Source organism: Curtobacterium sp. 18060 (assembly GCF_902706105.1).
In the GTDB taxonomy this organism is placed as follows: domain Bacteria; phylum Actinomycetota; class Actinomycetes; order Actinomycetales; family Microbacteriaceae; genus Curtobacterium.
Genome location: NZ_CACSJV010000018.1, coordinates 25,324 through 51,401 on the forward strand (window position 1 = coordinate 25,324; position 26,078 = coordinate 51,401).

General features: G+C 71.6%; 26 protein-coding genes. 7 read left to right on the forward strand and 19 right to left on the reverse strand.

Translation table 11 applies throughout. The features are described from left to right. Nucleotide 1: 1 nt before the first annotated feature. From GVL05_RS10475 to GVL05_RS10495, 5 genes are all read right to left on the reverse strand, one after another. Complete coding sequence (locus GVL05_RS10475) at nt 2-2,911, reverse strand: DNA translocase FtsK (RefSeq protein WP_159573108.1); 2,910 nt, start codon at nt 2,909-2,911, stop codon at nt 2-4. A gap of 119 nt (nt 2,912-3,030) precedes the next feature. After that, entirely contained in the window at nt 3,031-4,707 is a 1,677-nt protein-coding gene (locus GVL05_RS10480) for a ribonuclease J (protein WP_159573109.1), read from the reverse strand. 49 nt (nt 4,708-4,756) lie between these two features. Further along, entirely contained in the window at nt 4,757-5,734 is a 978-nt protein-coding gene (dapA, locus tag GVL05_RS10485) for a 4-hydroxy-tetrahydrodipicolinate synthase (protein ID WP_111084638.1), read from the reverse strand. A gap of 248 nt (nt 5,735-5,982) precedes the next feature. Then, nucleotides 5,983-6,483, reverse strand: coding sequence for a dihydrofolate reductase (locus tag GVL05_RS10490; protein WP_200849199.1), 501 nt, complete (start codon nt 6,481-6,483; stop codon nt 5,983-5,985). Beyond that, nucleotides 6,483-7,313 carry a thymidylate synthase gene (locus GVL05_RS10495; protein ID WP_159573110.1) on the reverse strand — a complete coding sequence of 277 codons (831 nt, stop codon included), beginning with the start codon at nt 7,311-7,313 and terminating at the stop codon, nt 6,483-6,485. The genes GVL05_RS10490 and GVL05_RS10495 overlap by 1 nt, the downstream gene beginning before the upstream one ends. 38 nt (nt 7,314-7,351) lie before the next feature. Here GVL05_RS10495 and GVL05_RS10500 point away from each other — a divergent pair, with 38 nt between their 5' ends. Beyond that, nucleotides 7,352-8,272, forward strand: a complete 921-nt coding sequence (locus tag GVL05_RS10500; protein ID WP_159573111.1) for a TIGR01777 family oxidoreductase — start codon at nt 7,352-7,354, stop codon at nt 8,270-8,272. A 7-nt stretch (nt 8,273-8,279) separates the two neighbouring features. Here the strand turns inward: GVL05_RS10500 and GVL05_RS10505 are convergent, their stop codons facing one another. Both GVL05_RS10505 and GVL05_RS10510 read right to left on the reverse strand, forming a co-directional pair. Then, nucleotides 8,280-8,690 carry a tetratricopeptide repeat protein gene (locus GVL05_RS10505; protein WP_123938809.1) on the reverse strand — a complete coding sequence of 137 codons (411 nt, stop codon included), beginning with the start codon at nt 8,688-8,690 and terminating at the stop codon, nt 8,280-8,282. Nucleotides 8,691-8,754: 64 nt separating this feature from the next. Then, entirely contained in the window at nt 8,755-9,501 is a 747-nt protein-coding gene (locus tag GVL05_RS10510) for a 4-hydroxy-tetrahydrodipicolinate reductase (RefSeq protein WP_228505012.1), read from the reverse strand. A 23-nt stretch (nt 9,502-9,524) separates the two neighbouring features. Between GVL05_RS10510 and GVL05_RS10515 the strand changes: the two genes are divergently transcribed. Beyond that, nucleotides 9,525-10,016, forward strand: a complete 492-nt coding sequence (locus GVL05_RS10515; RefSeq protein WP_159573112.1) for a GNAT family N-acetyltransferase — start codon at nt 9,525-9,527, stop codon at nt 10,014-10,016. On the opposite strand, the gene GVL05_RS10520 is transcribed toward GVL05_RS10515, so the two are convergent. Further along, nucleotides 10,013-10,615, reverse strand: coding sequence for a histidine phosphatase family protein (locus tag GVL05_RS10520; RefSeq protein WP_111084585.1), 603 nt, complete (start codon nt 10,613-10,615; stop codon nt 10,013-10,015). The two genes, GVL05_RS10515 and GVL05_RS10520, sit on opposite strands and share 4 nt — an antisense overlap. Nucleotides 10,616-10,623: 8 nt before the next feature. Beyond that, nucleotides 10,624-11,958 (reverse strand): pitrilysin family protein, encoded by a 1,335-nt coding sequence (locus GVL05_RS10525; protein WP_123293916.1) that lies wholly within the window; start codon nt 11,956-11,958, stop codon nt 10,624-10,626. Nucleotides 11,959-12,204: 246 nt separating this feature from the next. Between GVL05_RS10525 and GVL05_RS10530 the strand changes: the two genes are divergently transcribed. Beyond that, entirely contained in the window at nt 12,205-12,852 is a 648-nt protein-coding gene (locus GVL05_RS10530; RefSeq protein ID WP_159573113.1) for a TetR/AcrR family transcriptional regulator, read from the forward strand. Between the two features lie 253 nt (nt 12,853-13,105). Here the strand turns inward: GVL05_RS10530 and GVL05_RS10535 are convergent, their stop codons facing one another. Beyond that, nucleotides 13,106-14,071 (reverse strand): ferritin-like domain-containing protein, encoded by a 966-nt coding sequence (locus tag GVL05_RS10535; RefSeq protein WP_159573114.1) that lies wholly within the window; start codon nt 14,069-14,071, stop codon nt 13,106-13,108. 233 nt (nt 14,072-14,304) lie between these two features. Here GVL05_RS10535 and GVL05_RS10540 point away from each other — a divergent pair, with 233 nt between their 5' ends. Further along, nucleotides 14,305-14,832 (forward strand): YbhB/YbcL family Raf kinase inhibitor-like protein, encoded by a 528-nt coding sequence (locus GVL05_RS10540; protein WP_123313522.1) that lies wholly within the window; start codon nt 14,305-14,307, stop codon nt 14,830-14,832. 69 nt (nt 14,833-14,901) lie between these two features. On the opposite strand, the gene GVL05_RS10545 is transcribed toward GVL05_RS10540, so the two are convergent. Then, a complete protein-coding gene (locus GVL05_RS10545) occupies nt 14,902-17,169 on the reverse strand; it encodes a polyribonucleotide nucleotidyltransferase (protein WP_123938813.1) in 2,268 nt (755 codons plus the stop codon). A gap of 281 nt (nt 17,170-17,450) precedes the next feature. Here GVL05_RS10545 and GVL05_RS10550 point away from each other — a divergent pair, with 281 nt between their 5' ends. Next, nucleotides 17,451-18,665 (forward strand): hypothetical protein, encoded by a 1,215-nt coding sequence (locus GVL05_RS10550; protein WP_159573115.1) that lies wholly within the window; start codon nt 17,451-17,453, stop codon nt 18,663-18,665. Nucleotides 18,666-18,690: 25 nt separating this feature from the next. Here the strand turns inward: GVL05_RS10550 and GVL05_RS10555 are convergent, their stop codons facing one another. The 8 genes from GVL05_RS10555 to GVL05_RS10585 all read right to left on the reverse strand — a co-directional run bounded on the left by GVL05_RS10555 (nt 18,691) and on the right by GVL05_RS10585 (nt 23,785). After that, complete coding sequence (locus tag GVL05_RS10555; protein WP_159573116.1) at nt 18,691-18,900, reverse strand: ferredoxin; 210 nt, start codon at nt 18,898-18,900, stop codon at nt 18,691-18,693. Nucleotides 18,901-18,938: 38 nt separating this feature from the next. Next, complete coding sequence (locus GVL05_RS10560) at nt 18,939-20,210, reverse strand: NADH-ubiquinone oxidoreductase-F iron-sulfur binding region domain-containing protein (RefSeq protein WP_159573117.1); 1,272 nt, start codon at nt 20,208-20,210, stop codon at nt 18,939-18,941. After that, nucleotides 20,207-20,764 (reverse strand): ferric reductase-like transmembrane domain-containing protein, encoded by a 558-nt coding sequence (locus GVL05_RS10565; RefSeq protein ID WP_159573118.1) that lies wholly within the window; start codon nt 20,762-20,764, stop codon nt 20,207-20,209. The genes GVL05_RS10560 and GVL05_RS10565 overlap by 4 nt, the downstream gene beginning before the upstream one ends. After that, the gene (locus GVL05_RS10570; RefSeq protein ID WP_200849200.1) at nt 20,764-21,729 is read right to left on the reverse strand and encodes an FAD:protein FMN transferase; all 966 of its coding nucleotides are present in this window, start codon (nt 21,727-21,729) and stop codon (nt 20,764-20,766) included. Before GVL05_RS10570 ends, GVL05_RS10565 begins: the two co-directional genes overlap by 1 nt. Then, nucleotides 21,726-22,085: a hypothetical protein gene (locus GVL05_RS19995; RefSeq protein WP_133939020.1), complete on the reverse strand. Its 360-nt coding sequence runs from the start codon at nt 22,083-22,085 to the stop codon at nt 21,726-21,728. The genes GVL05_RS10570 and GVL05_RS19995 overlap by 4 nt, the downstream gene beginning before the upstream one ends. Nucleotides 22,086-22,211: 126 nt before the next feature. After that, on the reverse strand, nt 22,212-22,829 hold the full coding sequence (locus GVL05_RS10575; protein ID WP_123938818.1) for a CE1759 family FMN reductase: 618 nt from the start codon (nt 22,827-22,829) through the stop codon (nt 22,212-22,214). Between the two features lie 137 nt (nt 22,830-22,966). Continuing rightward, nucleotides 22,967-23,236 (reverse strand): 30S ribosomal protein S15, encoded by a 270-nt coding sequence (gene rpsO / locus GVL05_RS10580; RefSeq protein ID WP_070416523.1) that lies wholly within the window; start codon nt 23,234-23,236, stop codon nt 22,967-22,969. A 102-nt stretch (nt 23,237-23,338) separates the two neighbouring features. Then, nucleotides 23,339-23,785 (reverse strand): VanZ family protein, encoded by a 447-nt coding sequence (locus GVL05_RS10585; protein ID WP_123293926.1) that lies wholly within the window; start codon nt 23,783-23,785, stop codon nt 23,339-23,341. A gap of 143 nt (nt 23,786-23,928) precedes the next feature. On the opposite strand from GVL05_RS10585, the gene GVL05_RS10590 reads away from it, so the two are divergent. Together GVL05_RS10590 and GVL05_RS10595 are read left to right on the forward strand one after the other, a co-directional pair. Next, nucleotides 23,929-24,984, forward strand: a complete 1,056-nt coding sequence (locus GVL05_RS10590; RefSeq protein WP_159573120.1) for a glycoside hydrolase family 6 protein — start codon at nt 23,929-23,931, stop codon at nt 24,982-24,984. A gap of 41 nt (nt 24,985-25,025) precedes the next feature. After that, a complete protein-coding gene (locus tag GVL05_RS10595) occupies nt 25,026-26,075 on the forward strand; it encodes a M4 family metallopeptidase (RefSeq protein ID WP_159573121.1) in 1,050 nt (349 codons plus the stop codon). Nucleotides 26,076-26,078 lie beyond the last annotated feature (3 nt).

A 26,078-nucleotide genomic window follows, 5' to 3' on the forward strand; every position in this document is an offset into this window, starting at 1 on the left:
TTCACTCCCTGCCCGTCAGTCCCCACGCGTCCTCATCGGGCTCGTCGTGCACTTCATCGTACCCGCGGGTCATGTCGCCCACGGGGTCGGCGCCGTAGCGGTCGCCGTCGTCACTGGGGCCGGGCACGGGGGCCACGGGCGCCGGAGCAGCCGGCGGCTCCTCGCCGCGGAGCTTCGCGAGCACCGCGGGCAGCTGGTCGGTGGTGACGAGCACGTCGCGGGCCTTCGACCCCTCGGACGGACCGACGATGTCGCGGGACTCCATCAGGTCCATCAGGCGACCGGCCTTGGCGAAGCCGACCCGGAGCTTGCGCTGCAGCATCGAGGTCGAGCCGAACTGCGTCGAGACGACCTGTTCGACCGCCGCGAGCAGCAGTTCGAGGTCGTCGCCGATGTCGGCGTCGATCTCCTTGCGCTCGACCACGGCCTGGACGTCCTGGCGGTACTCGGGCTGGGCCTGGCGGGTGACGTGCTGGACGACCTCGGCGACCTCGCCCTCCTGCACCCACGCTCCCTGCACGCGCAGGGACTTCGACGATCCCATCGGCAGGAAGAGCGCGTCGCCCTGGCCGATGAGCTTGTCCGCGCCGGGCTGGTCGAGGATGACACGGGAGTCCGTGACGCTCGTCACCGCGAAGGCGATGCGGGACGGCACGTTCGCCTTGATCAGGCCGGTGATGACGTCCACCGACGGGCGCTGCGTCGCGAGCACCAGGTGGATGCCGGCGGCACGGGCGAGCTGGGTGATGCGGACGATCGACTCCTCGACGTCGCGCGGGGCGACGAGCATGAGGTCCGCGAGCTCGTCGACGACGACGAGCAGGTACGGGTACGGCTTGAGCTTCCGCTCGCTGCCGGCGGGCAGGACGATCTCGTTGTTCTCGATCGCCTTGTTGAAGTCGTCGACGTGGCGGAACCCGAACGACGCCAGGTCGTCGTACCGCATGTCCATCTCCTTCACGACCCACTGCAGCGCTTCGGCCGCCTTCTTCGGGTTCGTGATGATGGGCGTGATGAGGTGCGGGACACCCGCGTAGATCGAGAGCTCGACGCGCTTCGGGTCGACCAGGACCATGCGGACCTCGGACGGTTTCGCCCGCATGAGCAGCGACGTGATCATCGAGTTGATGAAGACCGACTTGCCGGAACCGGTCGAACCGGCGACGAGCAGGTGCGGCATCTTCGCCAGGTTCGCGACGACGAAGCCACCCTCGACGTCCTTGCCGACGCCGATCGTCATCGGGTGCTTCGACTTCCGCGCCGCGTTCGAGCGCAGCACGTCGCCGAGGGACACGATCTCGCGGTCGGAGTTCGGGATCTCGACACCGATGGCGCTCTTGCCCGGGATCGGCGAGAGGATCCGGACCTCGTTGGAGGCCACCGCGTACGACAGGTTCTTCGACAGCGCCGTGACGCGCTCGACCTTGACACCCGGGCCGAGCTCGATCTCGTAGCGGGTGACCGTCGGACCGCGGGAGAACCCGGTGACCTTCGCGTCGACCTTGAACTCCGTCAGCACGCCGGTGATGGCGGCGACGATGTCGTCGTTCGCCTGGCTGCGAGCGACCGAGGGGGTGCCGGAGCTCAGGGTGGTGGCGGCCGGCAGGCGGTACGGCTTCGATGGGTCGTCGTCGGTCGCCGCCGCGGAGAGTTCCTCGGGCTCGTCGACGACGGGGTCCTCGACGAGGGGGGCCGCGACCACGTCGGGCACCGCGGGGCGGATCGCCGCGGTCGGCTCCGGACGCGCGGGGACGTCGGTGCCGAAGTCCCGCAGGGCCTGCTCGGCGACCTGCAGGTCCTGTTCGACGGAGTCGTTGAGGTTGACCGAGGCGGGTTCGGCCGGTGTCAGGTCCACGAGACCGGCCGCAGCGCCCGCGTTGGGGTTGACCACCGGGGCAGCGGGTGCAGCCGCCGCGGCGGGCGGGGCCGTCGGTGCGACACCGGTGGCCGGGGGCAGCACGGGGCTGTCGTACGCCGGGTCCTCTTCGCGCCCGGACTTGTTCCGCCGCCACCACGGCACGTTGTCGCCGCCGGCGTCACCGTCGGCAGCAGCCTGCTCGTCGCCGAAGCCGAGGTCGTCGAACAGCTGGAAGTCGGTGTCGCCCTTCTTGCCGCGCTTGGCCGTCTTGGTGCGGGTGGCGGGTGCCGCAGCTGCCGCTTCGACCTCGGGCTCGGCGGCCGGGGCCGGCGCGCCGAACAGGAACGCGTACAGCTCGTGGAGCCGACGCCCGACCTTGTTCGGCGGCGTCTTGGTGATGATGAAGAGCGAGAGGACGAGCAGCACGATCGCCACCGGGACCGCGACCCAGGCGGTCGCGATCGTGACGAGCCAGCCGATCACGACCCAGCCGAGCACACCGCCGGCCGCCGCCAGGGTGGGCATGCCGTCCGCTGCGCTCGGCTGCCCGCCGAAGACGTGGCAGAGCGAGGCGATCGCGACGAGCAGGATCCCGAGGCCGATGCCGATCCGGGTGTTGTCGTGCACCGAGGCCGGGTGCCGGAACAGCCATCCGGCGAACACGATCATGATCACCGGCAGGGCGAACGCCAACCGACCGAACAGCCCGCCGAACGTGTACGCGTCGAGGGCGACCGACACGCCGTTCGTCGGGTTGAGCCACTCGACGACCGCGCCGGCGATGGCCAGCACGAACAGCAGGAACGGGAACCCGTCACGCCGCTGGTCCTTCTCGAGGGACTCCTTGCCGAGCAGTCGGAACATCGCGCCGACGCCGTGCGCCATCGCGAGCCAGAACGTCACGAGCGGGTTCTGCTCGCGGAACACCGGTGTCGGTGCCGCCTGCGGCAGCTTCTTCGTCGTGGCCTGGGTGCGCGACGAACCGCGCGTCCCGTTCCCACGGGACGACGTGGACGCGCGCGAGCGCGTGGTCGACTTGGTGCCTCCGGCCATGGGCAGAACCCTAATCCCCACTCAGGACAAACCAAGGGAGGCCCGCCGCAGCATCCGTGACGGACGCTGGACGGGCCTCCCGGTCGACCGCGATGAACGCGACTGACGCGACTGACGCGCTACGCCTCGATGACCACCGGGACGATCATCGGACGACGACGGTGCTTGGTGTTGACCCAGCGGCCGACCGTACGGCGGACGACCTGCGCGAACGCGTGCGAGTCGCGCGTGCCGTTGGCGGCCGCCTCGGCGATCGCCTTGGCGATCTGGGGACGGACGTCGTCGAACACGGAGTCGTCCTCGGCGAAGCCGCGCGACTGGATCTCCGGGCCGATGACGCACTGGCCGGTGGTGAAGTCCACCGCGGCGAAGACCGAGATGAAGCCCTCTTCGGACAGCACGCGGCGGTCCTTGAGGTCGGCGTCGGTGATCTCGCCCACGGTCGAGCCGTCGACGTACACGTAGCCGATGTCGAGCTGCCCGGCGACCGTCGCGACGCCGTCCTTCAGGTCGACGACGATGCCGTCCTGCCCGAGGATCACGTTGCGCGGCGGCACACCCGTCTGGATCGCCAGGTCGGCGTTCGCGTACAGGTGGCGGTGTTCGCCGTGCACGGGCAGGACGTTGCGCGGACGCAGGATGTTGTAGCAGTAGAGCAGTTCGCCGGCCGAGGCGTGTCCGGAGACGTGCACCTTGGCGTTGCCCTTGTGCACGACCTTCGCGCCGAGCTTCGTCAGCCCGTCGATGACGCGGTACACGGCGTTCTCGTTGCCCGGGATCAGCGACGAGGCGAGGATGACGGTGTCGCCCTCGCCGATCTCGATCTGGTGCTCGAGGTTCGCCATGCGCGCGAGCACGGCCATCGGCTCGCCCTGCGACCCAGTCGACATGTAGACGATCTGGTCGTCGGGGACGTTCTTCGCCTTCTTGGTGTCGATGAGGACGTTCTCGGGCACGCGGAGGTAGCCGAGGTCGGCGGCGATGGTCATGTTGCGGATCATCGAGCGCCCCATGAACGCGACCTTGCGGTTCGCGGCCGCGGCTGCGTCGAGGACCTGCTGCACACGGTGCACGTGCGACGAGAAGCTCGCCACGACGACCTTCTTGCGGGCGCGCGTGATGATGTTCTCGAGCACCGGGCCGATGTCGCGCTCGGGCGCGGTGAAGCCCGGCACGTCGGCGTTCGTGGAGTCCGGCAGGAACAGGTCGACGCCGGACTCGCCCAGACGGGCGAACGCACGGAGGTCGGTGATGCGGTCGTCCAGCGGGAGCTGGTCCATCTTGAAGTCACCCGTGTGCAGGACACGACCGGCGGGGGTCGTGATCGCCACGGCGAGGGCGTCCGGGATGGAGTGGTTCACGGCCACGAACTCGAGGTGGAACGGGCCGAGCTGCTCGGTCTGGTCCTCGGCCACGACGAGCGTGTACGGCTTGATCCGGTGTTCCTTGAGCTTCGCCTCGACGAGCGCGAGGGTCAGCGTGGAGCCGATCAGCGGGATGTCGTCGCGGAGCTTCAGCAGGTACGGGACGGCGCCGATGTGGTCCTCGTGGCCGTGCGTGAGCACGACACCGAGGACGTCGTCGAGACGGTCACGGATCGGCGCGAAGTCCGGCAGGATCAGGTCGACCCCGGGCTGGTGCTCCTCGGGGAAGAGCACGCCGGCGTCGACGATGAGCAGCTTGCCCTCGTACTCGTAGACGGTCATGTTGCGACCGATCTCGCCGAGTCCCCCGATGGGGATGACGCGGAGGGTGCCGGGTTCGAGCGGCTGCGGTGTGGAGACTTGTGTGGGCATTCGGTCCTACGGATTCAGGCGACGCGCGAGGAGCGCGCCGCGGTGTTCGCTAGCGGGTGGTGCCTGGCACCTTTGGCAGTGCGCCGCCGGCCGCAGCGTTGCGGTCGGGGCGGAAGTTCGAGAAGTCGGCGCCGGGCACGTCGCGCACGGCTTCGAGCGAGGTCTCGATGGCGTACGCCTCGGAGTCCTCGGGACCGACGAGCGGCAGACGGACGCGCGGGCTGCCGATGCGGCCGAGCCCGTGCAGGATGTACTTCGCCGCGACGGTGCCGGGCACGTGGGTCATCACGGCGCGGACGAGTGGCTCGACGCGCTTGTGCTCGGCGGTGGCGGTCGCCAGGTCGCCGCGGTTCACGGCGTCGATGATGGTGCGGTAGGGCGTGCTCGTGATGTTCGCGGTGACGCCGATCAGGCCCGTCGCGCCGATCGACAGGTGCGGGAGCACGTTGGTGTCGTCGCCCGAGAAGTACATGAGGTCGGTGTTGTTGAGCACGCGGGACACCTCGGCGAAGTCGCCCTTGGCGTCCTTCACGGCGAGGATGTTCGGGTGGTGCGACGCCCGCACGATCGTCTCGTACGTGATCGGGATGCCGGTGCGCCCCGGGATGTCGTACAGGATCACCGGCAGGTCGGTGGCGTCGGCGATCATCCGGAAGTGGGTGAGCACACCCGACTGGGTCGGCTTGTTGTAGTACGGCGTGACGATCATCACGCCGTCCGCGCCGGCCTTCTCGCTCTGCTTGTACAGGTGGATCGCGTGCGCGGTCTCGTTCGACCCGCCACCCGTGATGATCTTCGCGCGGCCCGCGGCGACGGACTTGCCGACCTCGACCAGACGGAGCTTCTCGGGGTCGGTCAGGGTGCTCGTCTCGCCGGTCGTGCCGGTGACGACGATGCCGTCGGCGCCGGCGGTGATGCAGTCGTCGATGTGCTGCTCGACGCCGGGCCAGTCGACCTCACCGTCGGCCGTGAACGGGGTCACGAGGGCGACGAGGACCTGACCGAAGGGATTCTCACGCGGGGACACGGGCACCAGCGTACCGGGGATGGGCGCGATGGCCGCCGTCCGGGTGGACGGTCGCCTGCCTGCGGCGCGGACGGGAGGCCCGGATCGCGTCCGTCCTGCCGCTCGCGCCCGGTGTCGCGCGCGCCCGGCGGTGTCCGGAACCTGGTTCCGCGCCAGCTGCGCCCCGCTGCGGTCTTCGCGCCCCGACTCTTCGGGGCGCGGCGCCCGCACGGGGGCGCGCGGCGCACACCGACGCGGCGCCCGCACGCTCAGGCGCTGCTCCGGCGCCACTCGAGGAAGCGGTAACGGGTCCCGGTGCGGGACACCTGCCAGGGGCCCTCGTCGGTGAGCGTCCAGCCGGCCGACTCGCCGAGCGTCGGTGCGACGGTGTCGCCGGGCACATCGACGTCGATGACGGTCTCGGACACCCGGTCGGCACGGTCCAGCGCCGCGGCGTAGACCTGGCCGCCGCCGATGACCCAGACGGGGCTGGCGGCACCGTCGGCACAGTCGAGCGCGGCGCGGAGGTCGTGCTCGACCTCGGCGCCGTCGGCGGTCCAGGACGCGTCGCGGGTGAGCACCACGTTGCGCCGACCGGGCAACGGGCGGAAGCGCTCCGGCAGGGACTCCCAGGTGCGACGACCCATGAGCACCGTGGCGTCGCCGGTGACCTGCTTGAAGTGCGCGAGGTCCTCGGGCACGTGCCAGGGCATGCCGCCGTCGGCCCCGATGACCCCGTCGGTCGACCGGGCCCAGACCATGCCGATCATCAGACGGCGACCGCGCCCTTGATCGCCGGGTGGTGGTGGTAGCCGACGACGGTGAAGTCCTCGTACTCGTAGTCGTCGATCGAGTCGCGCGGCGCGAGCTCGAGCGTCGGCAGGGCGTACGCCGTGCGGGACAGCTGCTCCTCGACCTGCTCGACGTGGTTGTCGTAGACGTGGCAGTCGCCGCCGGTCCAGACGAAGTCGCCGACCTCGAGCCCGGTCTGCGCGGCGATCATGTGGGTGAGCAGGGCGTAGGACGCGATGTTGAACGGGACGCCGAGGAACATGTCGGCGCTGCGCTGGTAGAGCTGGCACGAGAGCTTGCCGTCGTTGACGTAGAACTGGAAGAACGCGTGGCACGGGGCGAGCGCCATGTCCGGGATCTCGGCGACGTTCCACGCCGAGACGATGAGCCGGCGGCTGTCCGGGTTCGTGCGGATCTGGTCGATGACCTGGGCGATCTGGTCGACGTGCTCGCCGGACGGGGTCGGCCACGAGCGCCACTGCACGCCGTAGACGGGCCCGAGGTCGCCGTCTTCGTCCGCCCACTCGTTCCAGATCCGGACACCGTGCTCCTGCAGCCAGGTGGCGTTGCCGTCGCCGCGCAGGAACCAGAGCAGCTCGTACGCGATCGACTTGAAGTGCACGCGCTTCGTGGTCACGAGCGGGAAGCCCTTCGACAGGTCGTAGCGGAGCTGCGCGCCGAACAGGCTGCGGGTCCCGGTGCCGGTGCGGTCACCCTTCGGCGTGCCCTCGGTCAGGACCCGGCGGAGCAGGTCCTCGTACGGGGTCGGCACGGTGGGGTCGGGCTGCACGGTCTCGCTGTCGCTCACACACAGAAGCCTACGTCGGCGTGAGTAGCGTTGCCGGCATGGCAGACACGGCGGCAGAGCCCCTCTCGATCCTGATCGCCGGCGCGTCCGGTTTCATCGGCACCCCGCTCGTCCGCGCGCTGCGCGAGGCGGGCCACCACGTGACCACGCTCGTCCGGCGCGAGCCGCACACGGCCACCGAGTTCCGCTGGGCTCCGGGTCGCCGGCCGCTCGACCCGGCCATCGTCGACGGTGCCGACGTGGTGATCAACCTGGCGGGGGCGAACATCGGCAAGCTGCCCTGGACCGCGAAGTACCGCGAGGAGATCCGGCGCTCCCGCGTCGACGCGACCGACACCCTGGTCGAGGCCATGCGGCACGCCAGCACTCCCCCGGCGCTGTTCCTGTCCGGATCGGCGTCCGGCGTGTACGGCGACCGCCCGGCGGACGTCCTGCAGGACGACGCGGCCCCCGGCACCGGGTTCCTCCCCGAGGTCTGCACCGCGTGGGAATCCGCGGCGAACGCTGCCCCGGACGGCGTCCGCGTGGTGACCCTGCGCACGGGCATCGTGATCGGCGAGGGCGGCGGCGCGCTCGCACCCCTCATCCCGCTCACCCGGGCAGGGCTCGGCGGTCGCCTCGGCACCGGCGGGCAGCACTGGCCGTGGATCGCACTCGAGGACGAGGTCGGGGCGATCGTGCACCTGGCGACGAGCCCGTCGGCGTCCGGTGTCAGCGGACCGGTGAACCTCTCCGGGCCGGAAGCCGTCGTCGCCGACCGCATCACGAAGCGCGTCGCCGAGGACCTGCACCGGCCGTACCTGTTCCGGATCCCGGAGTTCGCGCTGCGCCTCGCGCTGCAGGACGCCGCCGACGAGATGCTGCTGTCGAGTCAGCGGATGGTGCCGACGAAGCTGCTCGAGTCCGGCTACACGTTCCGGTACACGCGTGCCGTGGACGCCGTCGACGCGGTCCTCTGACCAGGTCTCAGGCGCTCGATCGCGACAGGGCCGTGCGCATCGCGGCTCGAGCGCGCTTGCGGTCCCCCGCGGCGTCGTAGACCACCCCGAGCCGGTACCAGGCGCGCCAGTCCGCCGGGTCCTGCTCGACGGCGGCCTTGTACTGCGGGAAGAGCTCGTCAGCGGCCTCGCGCGTCGGACGCCCGGACGGACGCACGGGCACGACGTCCTCCGGTGCACCGCCCTCGGCCTCGAGCCGGGAGCCGAGCCGGGTGATCCGGATGCCGAAGCGGAACTCGAGCACGAGCAACAGCGCCCCGATCGCGGCGACGACGAACAGGGCGACGCCGATGCCGATCCCGATCGGGATGCCGGTGGCGATGAACGCAACGGCCCGCTGCCCGACGAGCACGATGTAGAGCGCCAACAGCAGGGTCATCAGCGCTGCTCCCCAGAACGGCGACCGGATCGCGCGACCGGCACGCGCTGCACGTCCCACCGGGTCAGCCGATGCCGAGGACGCTGCCGAGGCCCACGGTGAGCCCGCGGGCGGATCCGAGGGCGGACAACGCCGCCCGGATCCCGGCGACGTAGGCGACGTCGTCGTTGGTGTCGTGCCGGATCGTCAGGGTCTCGCCGGGACCGCTGAGCAGGACGTCCTGCACGGCCTTCACCCCGGGCAGCCGGAGCGAGTGGATCGGCACGCTCGCCACCTGCTGGCCGCGGGCGCGCTGGTCGACGTGCGGAGCCTCGACCGGGCCGACGTCGCGACGGGCCTCGGCGATGAGCTCGGCGGTGCGCACCGCGGTGCCGGACGGCGAGTCGATCTTGCCGGCGTGGTGCGTCTCGACGATCTCGACCGAGGGGAACCACGGCGCAGCGATGGTGGCCAGGTGGGTGCCGAGCACCGACCCGATCGAGAAGTTCGGCACCACGAGGACGCCCTGGTCGGGACGCTCCTGCAGGGCGGTACGGAGCTTCGCGAGACGGTCGGCGGACCACCCGGACGTGCCGACGAGGACGTTCGCCCCGCTCGACAGCGCGTTCTCGACGATCGCGGGGCTGAGCGCCGGCACCGTCACGTCCACGACGAGCGCGGCACCGCCGAACACCGACGGCGGTGCTTCGTGGGCACCGTCCTTCGACGACAGGCGGGCGACGAGCTCGAACTCCGGGAGTTCCTCGACGACGGAGGCCACGAGGCCCCCGAGACGACCGGTGGCGCCGACGACGGCGACGGGAGTGACCATGCGGTCCATCCTAGGATCGACGCATGTCAGTCGAGGTCAGGACCGTGCCGGCCGATCTGCCCGAGGTCGACGTCCTGCTCGACGCGTACCTCGACGAGCGCGAGGCGACGTTCCCCAGTGCGCAGGGCGCGTACTCGCGGAACCGCACCCCGGCGGCGGAGTTCACGCCGCCGAACGGGGTCTTCGCGGTGGCGTACGACGGCGGGGTCGCGGTCGGCTGCGGCGGCCTTCGGCGGATCGCGGACGACCCCGACGCGACCACCACGGACGTCCGGTTCGAGGTCAAGCACGTCTTCGTCACCCCGGCGGGACGGGGCAAGGGCGTGGCCACGGCGCTGATGGACGCGCTCGAACGGGAAGGCGCCGCGCTGGGGGCGACGAGCATCGTGCTGGACACGAACGACTCGCTCGTCGCGGCGGGCGCGATGTACCGCAGCCGGGGTTACGAGCGTGTCGCGCCGTTCAACGACAATCCGAACGCGACCACCTGGTTCCGCAAGCCGGTCTCCCGCTAGACGGGCTGGTCGACCGGCAGCCCGGTGCGGAGCTCCACCGGCAGGTGGGCCAGGTCGTTCAGGGCGACCACCTCGGCCGGTTTCGCGGAACGGATCCGGATGATCGTGAGCGCGGTGTGCGCGACGTTCGTGCCCATCCAGCGCCACTCGGGTGCCTGGAACGCCTCGCGCACGAACCAGCCGATCACGGCGTTGTGGGTGATGAGCAGGTCGTGCCGGTCCTCGCGCGCCGGGGTGAACCACTCGGAGACCGCGTCGCCCATCTGCGCCTGGCCGGCGATGATCTCCTCTTCCGTGACGCCGCCGTACCAGCCCTGGTAGGCGTGCGGCATGTCCGGGGTCGGGCCGGAGGGGACGCAGTCGAAGAGCAGCGTCGACGGTTCGGGCTGGATCGACGGCAGTCGCTGCGCCAGGAACGCGGCGGTCTCGCTGGGGGCCTCCAACGGCGAGTGGTACACGCCGTCGAACGGCAGCCCGCCGAGACGGTCGGCGACGAGCATGGCCTGGCGCTTGCCGCGTTCCGACAGCTTGCCGTCGCGGAGGCCGTGCTCGGCGTCCTGGTGTTCGCCGTGCCGGACGAGGTACAGGTAGTGCGACATGTCCGTGCTCAGCTGCCCATCCCGATCGCTGCGGCGAGCTCGTCCTGCTGCACCGCCCCGACCACCGACGTGATCGTCGGGCGGGTCAGGAGGTCGCGGGCGAGTTCGAGCACGCCGTCGGTGGTGACCCGGTCGACACGCTCCAGTGCGGTCGACAGGTCGGTGTACTCCCCGGTGCCGAGCTCGGACCGGCCGAGGCGGGTCATCCGGGCGTCGGAGTCCTCGAGCGAGAGCGTCAGGGCGCCCTCGATCTGGCCCTTGGCACGGCGGAGCTCGTCGTCGGTGATGCCGTCGTCCACCATGCGGCGGAACTCGGCGTCGATGATCTCGATGACCCCGGGGACGTTGTCGGGCGCACAGCCCGCGTAGACGCCGAAGGCGCCGTTGTCGAGGTAGGCGGGCGCGAAGGACGACACCGCGTAGGCGAGGCCGCGTCGCTCGCGGACCTCTTGGAAGAGCCGGGAGCTCATGCCCCCGCCGAGCACGGCGTTCAGGACGCTGAGGGACGGCCGGCGGTCGTCGCGCAGGTCGAGTCCCTGCGAGCCGCGCAGCATGCTGACCTGCTCCGTCGGACGGTGGACCACCGACAGCTTGGGCTCGATGGGGTCGGCGACGGTCTGCGGCGTCCGGCGCGCGAGCGGCTCGGCGTGCGGAGCGTCGTGGAACACCGCGGCGACGGCGTCGCAGAACCGGTCGTGGTCGACGGCGCCGGCGGCGGTCACGACGATGCCGTTCGGTGCGTAGTGCTCGCGGTAGTGGGCCAGGACCTCGTCCCGCTGGACCGCGCGGATGCTGTCCGGGGTCCCGCCGATCGGGCGGCCGAGCGCGTGTCCGCCGAAGGCCGCGGCGAAGAACGCTTCGCCCGCGACGTCGGCCGGGTCGTCGGCGGCCATCGCGAGTTCTTCGAGGATGACACCGCGCTCGACGGCGAACGCCTCGGGGTCGAGCACCGAGCCGGTCACCATGTCACCGATGACCTGCACGGCCATCGGGACGTCGGCGTCCCGCACCCGTGCGTAGTAGCAGGTGTACTCCTTGGCCGTCGCGGCGTTGTGCTCGCCGCCGACCGAGTCGAACGCGATCGCGATGTCGAGCGCCGACCGGGTCTCGGTGCCCTTGAACAGCAGGTGCTCGAGGAAGTGGGTCGATCCGAACTGGCCGTCGCGTTCGTCGCGCGAACCGACGCCGACCCAGAACCCGATGCTCGTCGAAGCGGCACCGGGCACGGCTTCGGTCAGCACACGGACACCCGACGGCAGCACGGTGCGGCGGACGAAGGCTCCTCCGGACGTCAGGAAGGACGTGTCCGGGGCCCCGAGCGGCAGTGGCACTGGCTGGTTCATCGCAGACGAGCCTACTGATGCTCCGGAGCCCACCGCCCAGTTTCCACAGGCCCACGGACTGTCACTCGAAGAGGGGTACAGAAATTGCGGACAGACCGACTCGTCTGTCTGTCCTCCTTGTGGTACAGTCGTTCACGCCGGATCGAAAGCCCCCCTAAGTTCCGATCCGGCGGCTCGGGACATCAGTCCTCGCGGCCACGAGTCCCCCCACTCGGTCGCGGAGCCGATGAACCAAGGAGCCACGCTGTGACGGTCGATTCCCCCCAACCGGCCGTCCAGCGTCTCCCTGGTCCGAGCACGAACCTCGCGTCGCCGGACGGGTCGAGCGTCCCCCCGACTCCCCGCTCCGGCGGCGCGAAGGTCCGCATCCTCGAGACGGCCACGCGACTCTTCTACGAAGAGGGCATCCACAGCGTCGGCGTCGACCGCCTCATCTCCGAGGCGAGCGTGACGAAGGCGACGTTCTACAAGCACTACGGGTCGAAGGACAACCTGATCCTCGCCTACATCCGCACGCAGCACGAGCGGGTGCAGGAACGCCTGGAACAGCTCGTCACCGACGCCGGCTCCTCCGCCGCAGCGGTCCGCGCGTGGGTCGCTGCCCTGGCGGACGAGGTCAACCACCCCGACTTCCGCGGGTGCGCGTTCCTCAACGCCGCCGCCGAGTACCACGACCCCCGCGACCCCGTGCGCGAGGTGGTCGCCACCCACCGCGACTGGTACACCGACCGGCTCGCCACCCTGCTGCAGGAGTCCGGCCACCAGCTGCCGGGCGACGGTGCCGACGAGCTCATGCTCGCGCGCGACGGTGCGATGGCCGGCGCCTACGCCGGTGACGCCATCGCGGCGACGGCAGCGCTCGGTCGCGTCGTCGACCGCGTCCTCGCCGCCTGACGCCCGGCTGCCGTCGGGGCCCCGCTCGGCTGCGGCCCGTCTGCCGTCGGGGCCCTCCCGGGTGCCGCGAAAGCGACAGTGTGCCGCGAACCGTTCGCGGCACACTGTCGCCCTCGCGGCACGGATCCGCCGACGTGACGGACATCCGTCGCTTTCGCGACCACGGCGCGGACGGGAGGCACGGTGCCAGCTGGCACCGTGCCTCCCGTCCGCACCGTGGTCGCGCTCACCGCGACCGGTCGCGTCGCGCGGATCAGGCCGGTCCGGTGGAGCTCCCGGGGTTGCCGCTCGAGACGATCGACCCGTTGACGCCGTCCGGGAAGAACCCGCCCTTGTCGATCTGGTTCGGGTTCAGGAACACCACGTTCAGGACACGCTCCGCGGTGCGGCCGTAGGCGAGCGAGTTCGAGTCCGTCGGCACGAGGTTCACCGCTCCCGACCGGGTCGTCACACCCTGGTCGTCGTCGGTCGGACCGTCGAGCGAGTCACGGGCGTCGGAGATCTTGTTCGCCGGCACCTGCAGCCCCTTGTCCGAGAGCTTCGACCGGATGATCCCGGCGTGGTAGGCCTCGACGGCGAGGATGCCCGCCGCGGCACTGAGGTACGTCTTGCTGGTGATGAGCGGCGCGGCCCCCTTGTAGGCGGTGACCCCGACGTCCTCGAAGATGTACGCACCGAGCAGGAAGTTCTCCTCGCTGGCGAACGGGTCGAAGGTGCCGGTCGGGCCGACCACACCCGCAGCGCGCGCCGCCGCGGTGAAGCTCGACACGAGGTCGATCTTCGGACGTGAGACCGTCGCACCGCCGAGGGCGGATCGGAGGAACGCCACGTGCGCGCGCTCGTCGTTCGCGATCTCCGTGGCGATGCCGCGGATGGCCGCGGTCTTGAACGGCACCTTCTTGCCACCGATCACCGGCCCCTGCGGGTCGATGCCGGTGATCATGCTGTCGGCGAGGCCCGCGCCGAACACGGCACGCAGGTAGAACTCGGCCTCGAGGTACTCGAGGTTCAGGGCGAAGTTGAGGATTGCGGCGTCGGAGACGGCACCGTCCTCTTCCGGGGTGGCGGCGGCGCGGTCGGTGGTGAGCACCGACGAGCCGAGCGCGGCGATGCCGGCTGAGGCGCCGGCGACGCCGGCGGCTGCGAAGAACCGTCGTCGGTCGAGCGCGTTCTCGGCGCTGCGATCGATGGCGTGGTGGATGAAACGCTTGTCGAACATCGTTGTCCTCATGTCGTGCTGGCAGCACGGGACCCCACCGACGCTGCAGGGAAACGGGTCGGTCGAGCCGCGATCGGCGGGATGGTCGATCGTGCGGCGAAGATACCCCCGAACAGGGGGCGCTTCCAGCGTTCCCGGTCATTCGGCGGAGTTCGGACAGGGCGACCGAACGGGCGGCCGCACCGGGCGGCCGCGTCGGGCGGCCGCCGAGGCTGCGGGTGTTGGCTGGGCACATGGCCAACGACCCCAACTGGAACCTCCCCGAGGTCCCCTCGTTCACCCTGACCAGCCCCGACTTCACCGACGGCGGCGAGCTGCCGACCTCGGCGCGCGGCACCGACGCGGGAGGCGAGGACCGCTCTCCCGCACTCGAGTGGTCCGGCGCTCCCGAGGGCACGAAGAGCTTCGTGCTCACCGTGTACGACCCCGACGCCCCGACCGGTTCGGGCTTCTGGCACTGGAGCCTGACCGACATCCCGGGCTCGGCGACCTCGCTGCCCGCCGGCGCCGGCACCGACGACGCCCTGCTGCCGGCCGAGGCACTCCGCCGCCGCAACGAGTTCGGCACCGACACCTTCCTCGGCGCCGCTCCGCCCGCGGGCCACGGCGTGCACCGCTACTTCTTCACGCTGAGCGCCCTCGACGTGCCGCTGCTCGAGGCGCCGGCCGACGCGACCCCCGCGGTCGTCGGGTTCGTGCTGCGCGAGCACCTGCTCGGTCGCGCGCAGCTCGTCGGCACGCAGGAGACCCCCGCCGCGTAGGACGACCCCGCAACGACGAACGGCCGCCGCCCCGGAAGGGACGACGGCCGTTCGGGCGCCAGGGGTAGATCAGACGGTGGCGTCCGTCGACTCCTCGCGGGCACCGCTGGAGTCGGTGTCCGACTCCTCGGCGACGACCGGCGCGAGCGACAGCTTGCCGCGGTCGTCCACCTTGGTGACCTCGACCAGGACCTTCTGGCCGACGCCCAGAACGTCCTCGACGTTCTCCACACGCTTGCCACCGGCGAGCTTGCGCACCTCGGAGACGTGGAGCAGGCCGTCACGGCCCGGGAGCAGCGACACGAAGGCGCCGAACGTGGCGATCTTCACGACGGTGCCGAGGAACTGGTCCCCGATCTCCGGGTTGGTCGGGTTCGCGATCGCGTTGACCGACGCACGAGCGGCCTCGGCCGACGGTCCGTCGACGGCACCGATGTAGACGGTGCCGTTGTCCTCGATCGAGATGTCGGCACCGGTCTCGTCCTGGATGCCGTTGATCGTCTTGCCCTTCGGGCCGATCAGCTCGCCGATCTTGTCGACGGGGATCTGCACCGAGATGACGCGAGGAGCGGTGTCCGCCATCTCGTCGGGGGCGTCGATCGCCTCGTTCAGCACACCGAGGATGGCCGAGCGGGCCTCCTTGGCCTGCTTCAGCGCTGCGTCGAGCACCGTCGACGGGATGCCGTCGAGCTTGGTGTCGAGCTGGATCGCGGTGACGAACTCCGAGGTACCGGCGACCTTGAAGTCCATGTCGCCGAGGGCGTCCTCCGCACCGAGGATGTCGGTCAGCGCCGCGTAGCGGGTCTGACCGTCGACGGTGTCGGAAACCAGGCCCATCGCGATGCCGGCGACCGGGGCCTTGAGGGGCACACCGGCGTTGAGCAGCGAGAGGGTCGAGGCGCAGACGGAACCCATCGAGGTCGAGCCGTTGGAGCTGAGCGCCTCGGAGACCTGACGGATGGCGTACGGGAACTCTTCACGCGTCGGCAGCACCGGCACGAGGGCGCGCTCGGCGAGGAAGCCGTGCCCGATCTCGCGACGCTTCGGCGAACCCACACGGCCGGTCTCACCGGTCGAGTAGGGCGGGAAGTTGTAGTGGTGCAGGTAGCGCTTCTTCGTGACGGGCGACAGCGAGTCGATCTGCTGCTCCATCTTGAGCATGTTCAGCGTGGTGACGCCGAGGATCTGCGTCTCGCCGCGCTGGAAGATCGCCGAACCGTGGACGCGCGGGATCACGGCGACCTCGGCGTCCAGCGGACGGATGTCGGCGAGGCCGCGACCGTCCATGCGGACCTGCTCGGTCAGGATGCGGCCGCGGACGACCTTCTTCGTGACCGACTTGTAGGCGGCACTGACCTGCGAGTTGGCGACGTCGGGCAGTTCGCCCGCCGACACCTTCGACGCGATGGCCTCCTTGACGCGCGACTTGAGTGCGTCGTCGGCGTCCTGGCGCTCGGTCTTGGCGGCGATCTTGTAGACGTCACCGAGCTCGGAGAGCGCGATGGCCTCGACGGCCGAGTAGACCTCGGGCGCGTACGGCGGGAAGACCGGGTAGTCCTGGATCTCCTTGGCGGACTGCGCGGCGAGCTTCGCCTGGGCGTCGACGAGGGACTTGAGGAACGGCTTGGCCGCCTCGAGACCCTGCGCGACGACGGCCTCGTCGGGCTTGGTGGCGCCGCCCTGGATGAGCTCCCAGCTGTGCTCGGTGGCCTCGGCTTCGACCATCATGATGGCGACGTCCTCGTTGCCCGCCTCGTCGGTGACGACACGGCCGGCGACCGTGAGGTCGAAGACGGCGTCGGCGAGCTGCGATGCCTTCGGGAACGCGACCCACTGTTCGCCGATCAGCGCGAGGCGCACACCGGCGATCGGGCCGGAGAACGGCAGACCGGAGATCTGCGTCGACGCGGACGCGGCGTTGATGGCCAGCGCGTCGTAGAACTCGTCCGGAGCGATGCTCAGGACGGTGATGACGATCTGGACCTCGTTGCGCAGGCCGTCGACGAACGACGGGCGCAGCGGCCGGTCGATGAGTCGGCAGACCAGGATGGCCTCGGTCGACGGGCGGCCTTCGCGGCGGAAGAACGAACCGGGGATCTTGCCGGCGGCGTAGGAGCGCTCCTCGACGTCGACGGTCAGCGGGAAGAAGTCGAATCCTTCACGCGGGTGCTTGCCGGCGCTGGTGGCCGAGAGGAGCATCGTTTCCTCGTCGAGGTACGCGGCGACCGCGCCCTGCGCCTGCTGTGCGAGCCGACCGGTCTCGAACCGGACGGTGCGCTTGCCGTACTTGCCGTTGTCGATGACGGCTTCGGCGAACTTGATCTCGGGACCCTCCAAAAGGGTGCCTCCTTGATGTGTGTTCGGCAGGCCGTGGCGACGGCACTCGATGGTGCGTGCGCGCCGATCGTTCCGGACGCATGTCTGGCCAGCAGTAGAAGCACTCGGGAAACCGTTCCGGCCCGCGAGCCACCACCGATGACCAGCTCCGTGCCCGGCCTGCGCAGTGTTGTGTCGAACATCCGGGGAAACGGTCCTCGGACACGATGGACTTTACCAGTCCACAGGGAATCGGCGGCGCGGCTCGCTGACGGCCGGGCGAGCCTCGGTAACCTGCTGCCATGCGTCTCACCCCCTCGCGGGGCGTGCTCGTCGCGGCCGCCGTGGTCGTCGGCGCGCTCGTCGCCCCGGTCCTCACCGCTGTCCCGGCGTCCGCGACGGAGTACCCGACCTGGCAGGACGTGCAGCAGGCCAAGGGGAACGAGACCGCCAAGCGCGCCGAGGTCACCAAGGTGCAGGCCGCGCTGCAGTCGGCGCAGGACGAGGCGGCAGTGAAGTCGCAGGCCGCGCTGACGGCCTCGTCGAAGGCGGACGCGGCCGAGGCGGAGCTGGCGGAGGCCACCCAGGCCGCCACGAGCCTCCAGGCCCAGGCGCACCGCGCGTCCGAGACGGCCGAGCGCGCGCAGACACGCGCCGGGCAGCTGGCGGCGAACCTGTACCGCGACGGCAGCACGAACCAGATGACCACCCGGATCGCGACCGCGGGGAACCCCGACCAGCTGCTCTACCAGCTGGGCGCGCTCGACCAGCTGTCGTCCACGTGGTCCGGGGTGATGGACGAGGCGTCCGTCGCGGCCGGAACGGCATCGTCACTGCACGAACAGGCCGAACGCGCCGAGACCGAACGCGCGACGCGTGCGCAGGCGGCCGAGGAACGGTCCGCGGCGGCGAAGTCCGCCGAGGCCGTGGCGAACGCCGCGGTCGAGTCGACCGAGCAGCACAGCGACGAGCTCTACGCGCAGCTCGCGTCGCTCCGGGACACCACCGCGAAGCAGGCCGCCGGGTACGAGCTCGGGCAGAAGGTCGCGGCGCAGAAGGCCGAACAGCAGCGCAAGCGTGCGGCGGCGGCCGCGGCACAGGCGGCGGCAGCAGCCTCGGCGAGCGCCGACACCGGCAGCGGCGGGAGCACCAACGCCGGCGGCGGTACGGGCACGAGCTACCCGAGCACCGGCGGTGTCGTGGTGGACCCCGCGGCCGCGCAGGCCTACGCGCGGAGCGCCCTGGGCTCGTACGGGTGGGGCGACGACCAGTTCTCGTGCCTGGTGTCGCTGTGGACGCAGGAGTCCGGCTGGCGGGCGAACGCGTTGAACGCCTCGAGCGGCGCCTACGGCATCCCGCAGTCCCTGCCCGCTGACAAGATGTCGGCGGCCGGGGCGGACTGGCGGACGAACGCGAACACGCAGATCAACTGGGGACTCGCCTACATCAAGAGCGCCTACGGGTCGCCGTGCGGTGCGTGGGGCCACGAGATGAGCGTCAACCCGCACTGGTACTGAGCACGACTGCTCGGCGCGTCCCCGCTCACCGCTCCACCAGCCGCAACGCCTGCAGCGGGCACATCGCCACCGCGTCCGCAGCGGCGGCGCGTTCGTCCGGCCGCACCGGCACGTCGCGGGTGCCGCCGCCGTCCCGCGCGATCGGGTAGCCCCACTCGTCGCGCGCCAGCCGCTCGGCGAACAGTTCGGTGCACAGGCCGCGTCCCCGGCAGCGGGTCCAGTCGACGTGCAGCACGACGGGACCGGCGACGGTTGCACCGCCCGGTGCGCCGCTCACCGTCGTCCCCCGACCAGGCACGCGCCCCGCAGGTGCGCCTGCACGTCGTCGTGGAACACGTCGAGGGCGCTCCGCACCATCCGCGCGACGCCGTCCGGGTGGTGGCAGGCCCCGCGCCCGTCGACCAGGGCAGCGACCCGCCGGACCTCGCCGGCCAGGTCGCCCGCCCGACGCCCGGAGGCCAGGTCGGCGACCACGTCGGCGATCCGCGGCAACCCGTTCACGCACGGCCCGCAGCGGCCGGCGGACGCCCCGGCGAGCGCCGCGGCGAGGCCTGCGGTGACCCCGACCGGGCAGGTCCGGTCGTCGAGCACGGCCAGCACGCCCGCCCCGGGCGCCGCACCCCACGGTGCGAGCCCGTCGACGTCGAAGGCCGCGTCGAGCGCTGCGGCCGGCACCCAGGTGCCGCCCCACCCGCCGAGCAGGACGGCTCGCGTCCGTCGAGGGTCGGCCGCCGGTAGCCGGGAGGCCCCCAGCAGCTGCCCGAGCGGCGCACCCCCGGCGGTCTCCAGCACCACGGCACCGCCCGGGTCGGTCACGTCGCTGACCGTCACGAGACGGGTGCCGGGAGCACTCGCGCTGCCGACGCTCCGCGCCCACGCCGCCCCGTACCGTGCGACGAGTGCTGCCTGGGCGAGGGTCTCGACGTTCGACACGAGGGTCGGCCGACCGCTCGGGCCACGGTCGGCGAGCCGCACGACGCGGTCCTCCGGAAGGCCGCGTCCTCCGGCGACGGCCGAGGCGAGCGCCGTGGCCTGCCCGGCGACGAAGGTGGTGTGGGGCAGAGCACGGACCTCGATGGCGACCGGGTCGGTGCCGGTGCCGCGCCGGCCGTCGGTGCGTTCAGCGAGTGCCTGCCGGACCCGGTCGGCGAGCCGCGCGCTCGTCGCGACCACGGCCTCGGTCGCACCGATCGCGAGCGCCGCGACGACGATGCCGTCGAGCACCAGGTGCGGTGCGCGTTCGAGCAGGACGGCGTCCTTGCGGCTTGCGGGTTCCCCCTCGGCGCCGTTGGCGATGACGATGGGGGCACCGCGGCTGCCGCGCCGGGTCCGGCCCGCCACGGCGTCGAGCTTGCGGGCGAGCGGGAACCCGGCTCCGCCGCGGCCGTCGACCCCGGCGAGACCGATCTCGTCGATGATCCCGGGTCCCACGTGCGGCAGCGGCCCGTGCGTGCCGTGGTGGGCGTCGAGCCCGGGGCCGGGGGCGGCGAGGAGTCGCTGCGTGCCGGTCGGTGGTGGCACGGTGAGCGGGTGGGTCAGGGTCATCGGAGGGCCTCCTTCGGGGTCGGACGGAACGCGGTGACGCCGGCCGTGCAGCGCCAGGCCACGGCGCCGAGGACCGCGGCGGCGCAGACCCCGGCGACCACCAGGAACCAGGCGGAGGTGCCGTCGGTCCCGGTGCCGATCGCGTGCGCCATCGCGATCGGCCACATGGCGTAGGCGGACCAGTGCACGGCGCGGAACACCCGCGGTCCGATCACCCGGCGGAGCATCCCCGTGACGACGAGCACCACGAGCAGGTCGACCGCCAGGGTGCCGAGCCCGAGCCAGAACCAGCGGTACGCACCGACGAACGGCACGACGGCGTCCAGCAGGCGCAGTTCGGCCTCAGTGTCGAGCAGCAGCGTCACCACGTGCACAGCCACGAACACGGTGGACGCGAGGGCGACGTCCCGGTGCACGAGCTGCACGCCGAACCGCGGCAGGCCGGGGAGCGGTCGTCCGCCGCGGGTCACGATGCCGAGCAGGACCGTCAGGGTCAGGAGCACGACGGCGGCGACGCCCGTGCCGCGGCCGATCACCCAGAGCGCGGTGTCCATCAGGCGGCGTCCGCCCCGTCGAAGGTGACGGTGACGGCACCGTCGGCAGCCTGGTCCTCCGGCCAGCCTCCGAGCCGCAGCACGGAGCCGTCGGCCGCGACGAGCCGGGCCGCACGGCCGCTCTGCCGGAGCCACTCCACGGCGCCGTGCCCCCGGACGACGGCGGCGGTGGTCATCGTGTTGGCGGTGGTGCACGAGGGGGCGACGACCGTCACCGACCGCCACACCGGGTCGGCGGGCAGGCCCCACCGGGGATCGAGGATGTGGTGCCGCGCGGTCCCGTCCTGCTCCCAGCGGCGCTTCTGCGTGCTCGAGGTCGCGACGGACCACCCGGAGGCGATGCGGACGTGGTCGACGGGGTCGTCCGCCAGGTCCTGCACGCGCACCTGCCAGCCGCCGGAGGGGTCCGGGCCGGCCGTGGCGACGTCCCCGCCGAGCGAGACGAGGGCGCCGATGCCGAGCCGCGCGGTGATGCTCGCGGCCGCCATGTCCGCGGCGGCGGCCTTCGCCGTGGCACCGAGGTCGAGCGTGACGCCCTCGGGGACCCGCAGGAACGTGCCGGACAGCAGGATCCGCTGCCACGCCGGGCGGTCGTCGAGCGATCGGGCCACGGCGTCGGGTGACGGGACCGGTGGCGCGTCGGCGAACGCGGCGTCGTACCCGAGGGACACCATCCGTCGGCCGAGCGTCGGGTCGACGTCCCCGTCGGACAGCCGTGCGGCGTCGACGGCCTGGTGCACGAGCGTCGCCAGCAACGGCGAGACCTCGGTGCCGCGCACCAGGTCGTCAGCGCGGGACAGGAGCTCGGAGTCGGCGCGGAACCGGCTGCACGCGGCGTCGACGGCGGCCGTGACCTCGCGGACGCAGGACTCGGCGGCGGCGAGGTGGCGGCGGTCGCGGTGGTCGAGGACGACCCGGGCGGTGGTGGTCCAGAGGTCCCACTCGGCGGCGGCGCGCACGGTCACGATCCCGTCGTCGTCGTGTCGGACGAACCGCCGGTGGTGCCCTGCGAGACGCCGGTGTCGCTGCTGCTCGTGCCGCTGTCGGTCGACGTGTCGTTCGACGAGTCGGTCGACGTGTCGTTCGACGACGAGGAGGACGAGGACCCGGAGTCGGTGGTGGCGTCGCCCGACGTCCCGGTACCCGAACCGGAGTCCGTCGTGGTGCTCGTGCTCGTGGACGTGTCGGTCGTCGTCGTGCTGGCCTGCTCGTGCCCGAACCACAGCCCCGCACCCGTGACCGTCGCGACCGCGAGTCCGCCCAGGCTCACGAGCGCACTCGTGACCCGTGCGGATCGCTTGCCGTTGCCTCTGGTGTCCATCGGTCCTCCTCGTCGTCATGACGAGGCTCCCGAGCCCACCGATGAGCGAGCCGCCAGCCGGCCGCACTCCGACCCCACGAACCCTGTGGTCCGCCTAAGAGCGGGCCGCGGGGTCAGCGGTTCGGGTCAGTGCCCGAGGCCACCGAGCAGGCTCGCGAAGTCCGCGGTCGCGGGGAGCGCGTCGGCTTCCTGCGGGGCCCGCCGGGAGGCCCGGATCGCCCAGGCCAGGTCCGCTCCGGCCCGGCGGATGCGTCCGTCCAGGGCCGCGGCGTCGCCGTCGCTCCCCCAGTCGTCGGTCGCGGCGAACACGCCGGTCGGCACCACCGCTGCACGGAGGTACGCGAAGACCGGACGCAGGGCGTGGTCGATGGCGAGCGAGTGCCGCGAGGTCCCGCCCGTGGCGCCGAGCAGGACGGGCAGGTCGGCGAGCGCGTCCTTGTCGAGGACGTCGAGGAACGACTTCGCGAGGCCGCTGACGCCGGCCGTGAAGATCGGCGTGACGAACACGACGGCGTCGGCCTCGACCACTGCAGCCATGGCGGCGGACAGCGCGGGCGCCGCGAAGCCGGTGAGCATCGCGTCGGTGATCTCGTGCGCGAGCGGACGGAGCTCGACGTGCAGGACGTGCGCGGGCGTGCCCTCGGCGACGAGCGCGGCGACGGCGGCCTCGCCCAGGCGGTCGGCGAGCAGGCGGGTGGAGCTGGGCTCGGAGAGTCCGGCGGAGACGACGGCGATGGTGGTCATGGTGGTTCCCGACTTTCGATGCGTTTGCATGAACATCGTACCGAACCGCACGCAGCACGCAACCATTCCCGGGAACGGAGAACGCCCCGGTCCTCGCGAGGAGGACCGGGGCGTTCAGTCAAGCCGTGAGGCGTCGACTAGCGGCGCAGGCCGAGGCGCTCGATGAGCGCACGGTAGCGGGCGATGTCGACGTCGGAGAGGTAACCGAGGAGACGGCGACGCTGACCGACCATGAGCAGCAGACCACGACGCGAGTGGTGGTCGTGCTTGTGCTCCTTGAGGTGCTCGTTCAGGTCGTTGATACGACGCGTCAGAACGGCGACCTGGACCTCGGGGGAACCGGTGTCGCCCGGGTGGGTCGCGTACTCTTCGATGATCTCCTGCTTGACCTTCGCGTCAAGTGCCATGCGTAGATCCCCTTTCAGTCCGTTGCGCGGTGCCCGTGCCTGATGCACGAGCGCTCTTTGTCCGCGGCCGTTCGACGGCAACCGCGCAAGACTACCAGAGTCCTAGGCGGTCCTGGCGCGCAGGCGACGACGACGGGGCGCCGGCAGCAGACTGCGGACGAGTCCGACGAGCGTCGCGCCGAGCAGTCCGCCGAGGCCGTTCGACAGCACGTCGCGGGGGTCGGCGACGCGGTAGGGCAGGTAGGTGGCCTGCGCGAACTCGATGCCGGTCGACAGGGCGACCGCGACCAGGGCCCCGAGGATCCACCAGCGCCGCGGCAGCCAGAGTGCGGCGAGCATGCCGACCGGCACGAACATCGCGATGTTGGCCAGGAACTCGGTGCGCTCGTACGTGAACCAGGTGCCGTGCGGCAGCTGCTGCACCCAGGCGATCGCGTGCAGCACGAACGAGTTCTGCGCCGAGGTGAAGACCTGCGGGGTCAGCGTCATCCGCCAGATCACCCAGGCGTACGCCGCGGTCACGGCGAGGAGGAGGAGTCGACGGAACATCCCGGCATTCTGCAACACCGTCCTGCGGGGTCGCTGGAGCGCTCCTGGCAGAAGCCGTCGGCCGACCTGAACGAACACCCCGGTGTCCTGGTCAGGACTCCCCCGCACCTGTCAGCATGGGTGCGAACAGGGAGGACCGCCGGATGCCGGAGCACCAGGGGAAGCGTGCGTCCGCGCGACGTCAGTGGCTGTGGATCGCGGCCGCGGTCGTCGGTGTCGCGGCGGTCGTGACGACGCTCGTGGTCGTCGTGCCGCACGGCGGCGGCCCGGATGCCGACCCGACGGCGAGCGGACGGGACGTCGTGACGCGGAAGACCGCGGAGCAGGCGTTCCCCGGCGGCCTCGCGCACCAGCCGTCGGACGTGAACCAGCCGGGCATCCGCGAGCGCCAGGCCCGCGCCGCCGGGCACGACGACACCGCGGCGCAGATCGCCCGCATCGCCGACCAGCCGATCGCGACCTGGCTCACGAACACCTCGCGGTCCGAGACGCGCGCGACGATCCGCACCGTCGTCCGGAACGCCGAACAGCAGCGGGCCACCCCGGTGTTCGTGCTGTACACCGTGCCGGACCGCGACTGCGGCAGCTACTCGAAGGGCGGCACCACCGACGACGCGTACCTGCCGTGGGTCCGGTCCGCCGTCCGCGCGATGGCCGGCTCGAAGGCCGTCGTGCTCGTCGAACCGGACGCGATCGCGCAGATCCAGAACTGCGAGCGCCTCCGCGACTCCCGACTCCCGCTGCTCCGCAAGGCCGTGGACGCGCTGACCGGGCACGGACTGACGGTGTACCTCGACGGCGGCAACGAGAACCGTGTCCCGACCGCGACGATGGCCGACTGGCTGCGGCAGGCGGGCGTCGACGAGGTGCAGGGCTTCTTCACGAACGTGTCGAACTTCTACCGCGTCGACCAGGAACGCGCCTACGCCGACGAACTCGCCGACGCGATCGGTGGGGATCCGCACTTCGTCATCGACGTCTCCCGGAACGGTCAGGGCTGGCGCGGGACGTGGTGCAACCCCGAGGGTGCGGGTCTCGGCCAGGCGCCGCACGTCACCGGCGGATCGAGCCGGCTCGACGCCCTGCTCTGGGTCAAGACCCCTGGGCTCAGCGACGGCACGTGCAACGGTGGACCGGCCGCCGGGCAGTGGTGGGAGTCCTACGCGCTCGGCCTGGTCGAGAACCGCAAGCGCGACTGAGCCGGTGCCGGGGTGTCGGTGCCCGGTGGTTGCATGAGCGCATGACCCCGACCGACAGCCGGCGCTCCGTCGTCCCGCCCTACCTGCTCCACGCCGTGGCCCAGGCGGCCGAGTTCCCCCGGGCGGCGTCTGCCGCGCGCACCGCACTGGCGTCGCTCGAGCTCGTGCAGAGCCCGAAGCACCAGCACCTGGTCGCCCCGCGCCGTGTCAGCGGCACGGTCGACCGGTCGCCCCAGCGCACGATCGCCGACGCCCGCGGCACGACGACCCTGCCCGGCACGGTGGTCCGGAGCGAGGGCGCCCCCGACACCGGCGACGCGGCCGTCGACGAGGCGTACGCGGGCCTCGGTGCGACCCACGCCTTCTGGCTCGACGTCTTCGGCCGGGTGTCGATCGACGGTGCCGGACTCCCCCTCGACGCCACGGTCCACTTCGGGCAGGACTACGACAACGCCTACTGGGACGGCAGCCGGATGGTGTTCGGCGACGGCGACGACGAGGTCTTCCGGCGCTTCACCATCGCGCTCGACGTCATCGGGCACGAACTGGCGCACGGCGTCACGCAGTACACCGCCGACCTGACCTACCAGGGGCAGTCCGGGGCGCTCAACGAGTCGATCAGCGACGTGTTCGGCTCACTCGTCGCCCAGTACGCGGCCGGGCAGACCGCCGAGCAGGCGAGCTGGCTCATCGGCCAGGGGCTCTTCACCGATGCCGTGCACGGCGATGCCCTGCGCTCGATGCGGGCCCCGGGTACCGCCTACGACGACCCGGTGCTCGGCAAGGACCCGCAGCCCGCGACGATGGCCGACTTCGTCGTGACGACCGACGACGCCGGTGGGGTGCACACGAACTCCGGCATCCCGAACCAAGCGTTCTTCCTGGCGGCGACCGCGATCGGCGGGTACGCCTGGCAGGGCGCCGGTGCCGTGTGGTGGGACGCCCTGACCTCGGACGCCGTCACCGCCTCGATCGACTTCGCTGGCTTCGCCGCCGTGACGATCGACGCCGCTGGGTCCCGGTTCGGCGCCGGTTCCGCGGAGCACACCGCGGTGCAGGACGCCTGGCGGACGGTGGGCGTCCTCGTCTGAGAC

Coding starts and splice junctions, on each gene's coding strand:
- GVL05_RS10500 (WP_159573111.1), top strand. CDS start 7,352: ATGGCAGACACGGCGGCAGAGCCCCTCTCGATCCTGATCGCCGGCGCG.
- GVL05_RS10480 (WP_159573109.1), bottom strand. CDS start 4,707: ATGCCCACACAAGTCTCCACACCGCAGCCGCTCGAACCCGGCACCCTC.
- GVL05_RS10540 (WP_123313522.1), top strand. CDS start 14,305: ATGGCCAACGACCCCAACTGGAACCTCCCCGAGGTCCCCTCGTTCACC.
- GVL05_RS10535 (WP_159573114.1), bottom strand. CDS start 14,071: ATGTTCGACAAGCGTTTCATCCACCACGCCATCGATCGCAGCGCCGAG.
- GVL05_RS10560 (WP_159573117.1), bottom strand. CDS start 20,210: ATGACCCTGACCCACCCGCTCACCGTGCCACCACCGACCGGCACGCAG.
- GVL05_RS10595 (WP_159573121.1), top strand. CDS start 25,026: ATGACCCCGACCGACAGCCGGCGCTCCGTCGTCCCGCCCTACCTGCTC.
- GVL05_RS10575 (WP_123938818.1), bottom strand. CDS start 22,829: ATGACCACCATCGCCGTCGTCTCCGCCGGACTCTCCGAGCCCAGCTCC.
- GVL05_RS10515 (WP_159573112.1), top strand. CDS start 9,525: ATGTCAGTCGAGGTCAGGACCGTGCCGGCCGATCTGCCCGAGGTCGAC.
- GVL05_RS10590 (WP_159573120.1), top strand. CDS start 23,929: ATGCCGGAGCACCAGGGGAAGCGTGCGTCCGCGCGACGTCAGTGGCTG.
- GVL05_RS10585 (WP_123293926.1), bottom strand. CDS start 23,785: ATGTTCCGTCGACTCCTCCTCCTCGCCGTGACCGCGGCGTACGCCTGG.
- GVL05_RS10565 (WP_159573118.1), bottom strand. CDS start 20,764: ATGGACACCGCGCTCTGGGTGATCGGCCGCGGCACGGGCGTCGCCGCC.
- GVL05_RS19995 (WP_133939020.1), bottom strand. CDS start 22,085: ATGGACACCAGAGGCAACGGCAAGCGATCCGCACGGGTCACGAGTGCG.
- rpsO (WP_070416523.1), bottom strand. CDS start 23,236: ATGGCACTTGACGCGAAGGTCAAGCAGGAGATCATCGAAGAGTACGCG.
- GVL05_RS10475 (WP_159573108.1), bottom strand. CDS start 2,911: ATGGCCGGAGGCACCAAGTCGACCACGCGCTCGCGCGCGTCCACGTCG.
- GVL05_RS10520 (WP_111084585.1), bottom strand. CDS start 10,615: ATGTCGCACTACCTGTACCTCGTCCGGCACGGCGAACACCAGGACGCC.
- GVL05_RS10525 (WP_123293916.1), bottom strand. CDS start 11,958: ATGAACCAGCCAGTGCCACTGCCGCTCGGGGCCCCGGACACGTCCTTC.
- GVL05_RS10550 (WP_159573115.1), top strand. CDS start 17,451: ATGCGTCTCACCCCCTCGCGGGGCGTGCTCGTCGCGGCCGCCGTGGTC.
- GVL05_RS10510 (WP_228505012.1), bottom strand. CDS start 9,501: ATGGTCACTCCCGTCGCCGTCGTCGGCGCCACCGGTCGTCTCGGGGGC.
- GVL05_RS10490 (WP_200849199.1), bottom strand. CDS start 6,483: ATGATCGGCATGGTCTGGGCCCGGTCGACCGACGGGGTCATCGGGGCC.
- GVL05_RS10505 (WP_123938809.1), bottom strand. CDS start 8,690: ATGACCCTGCTGTTGGCGCTCTACATCGTGCTCGTCGGGCAGCGGGCC.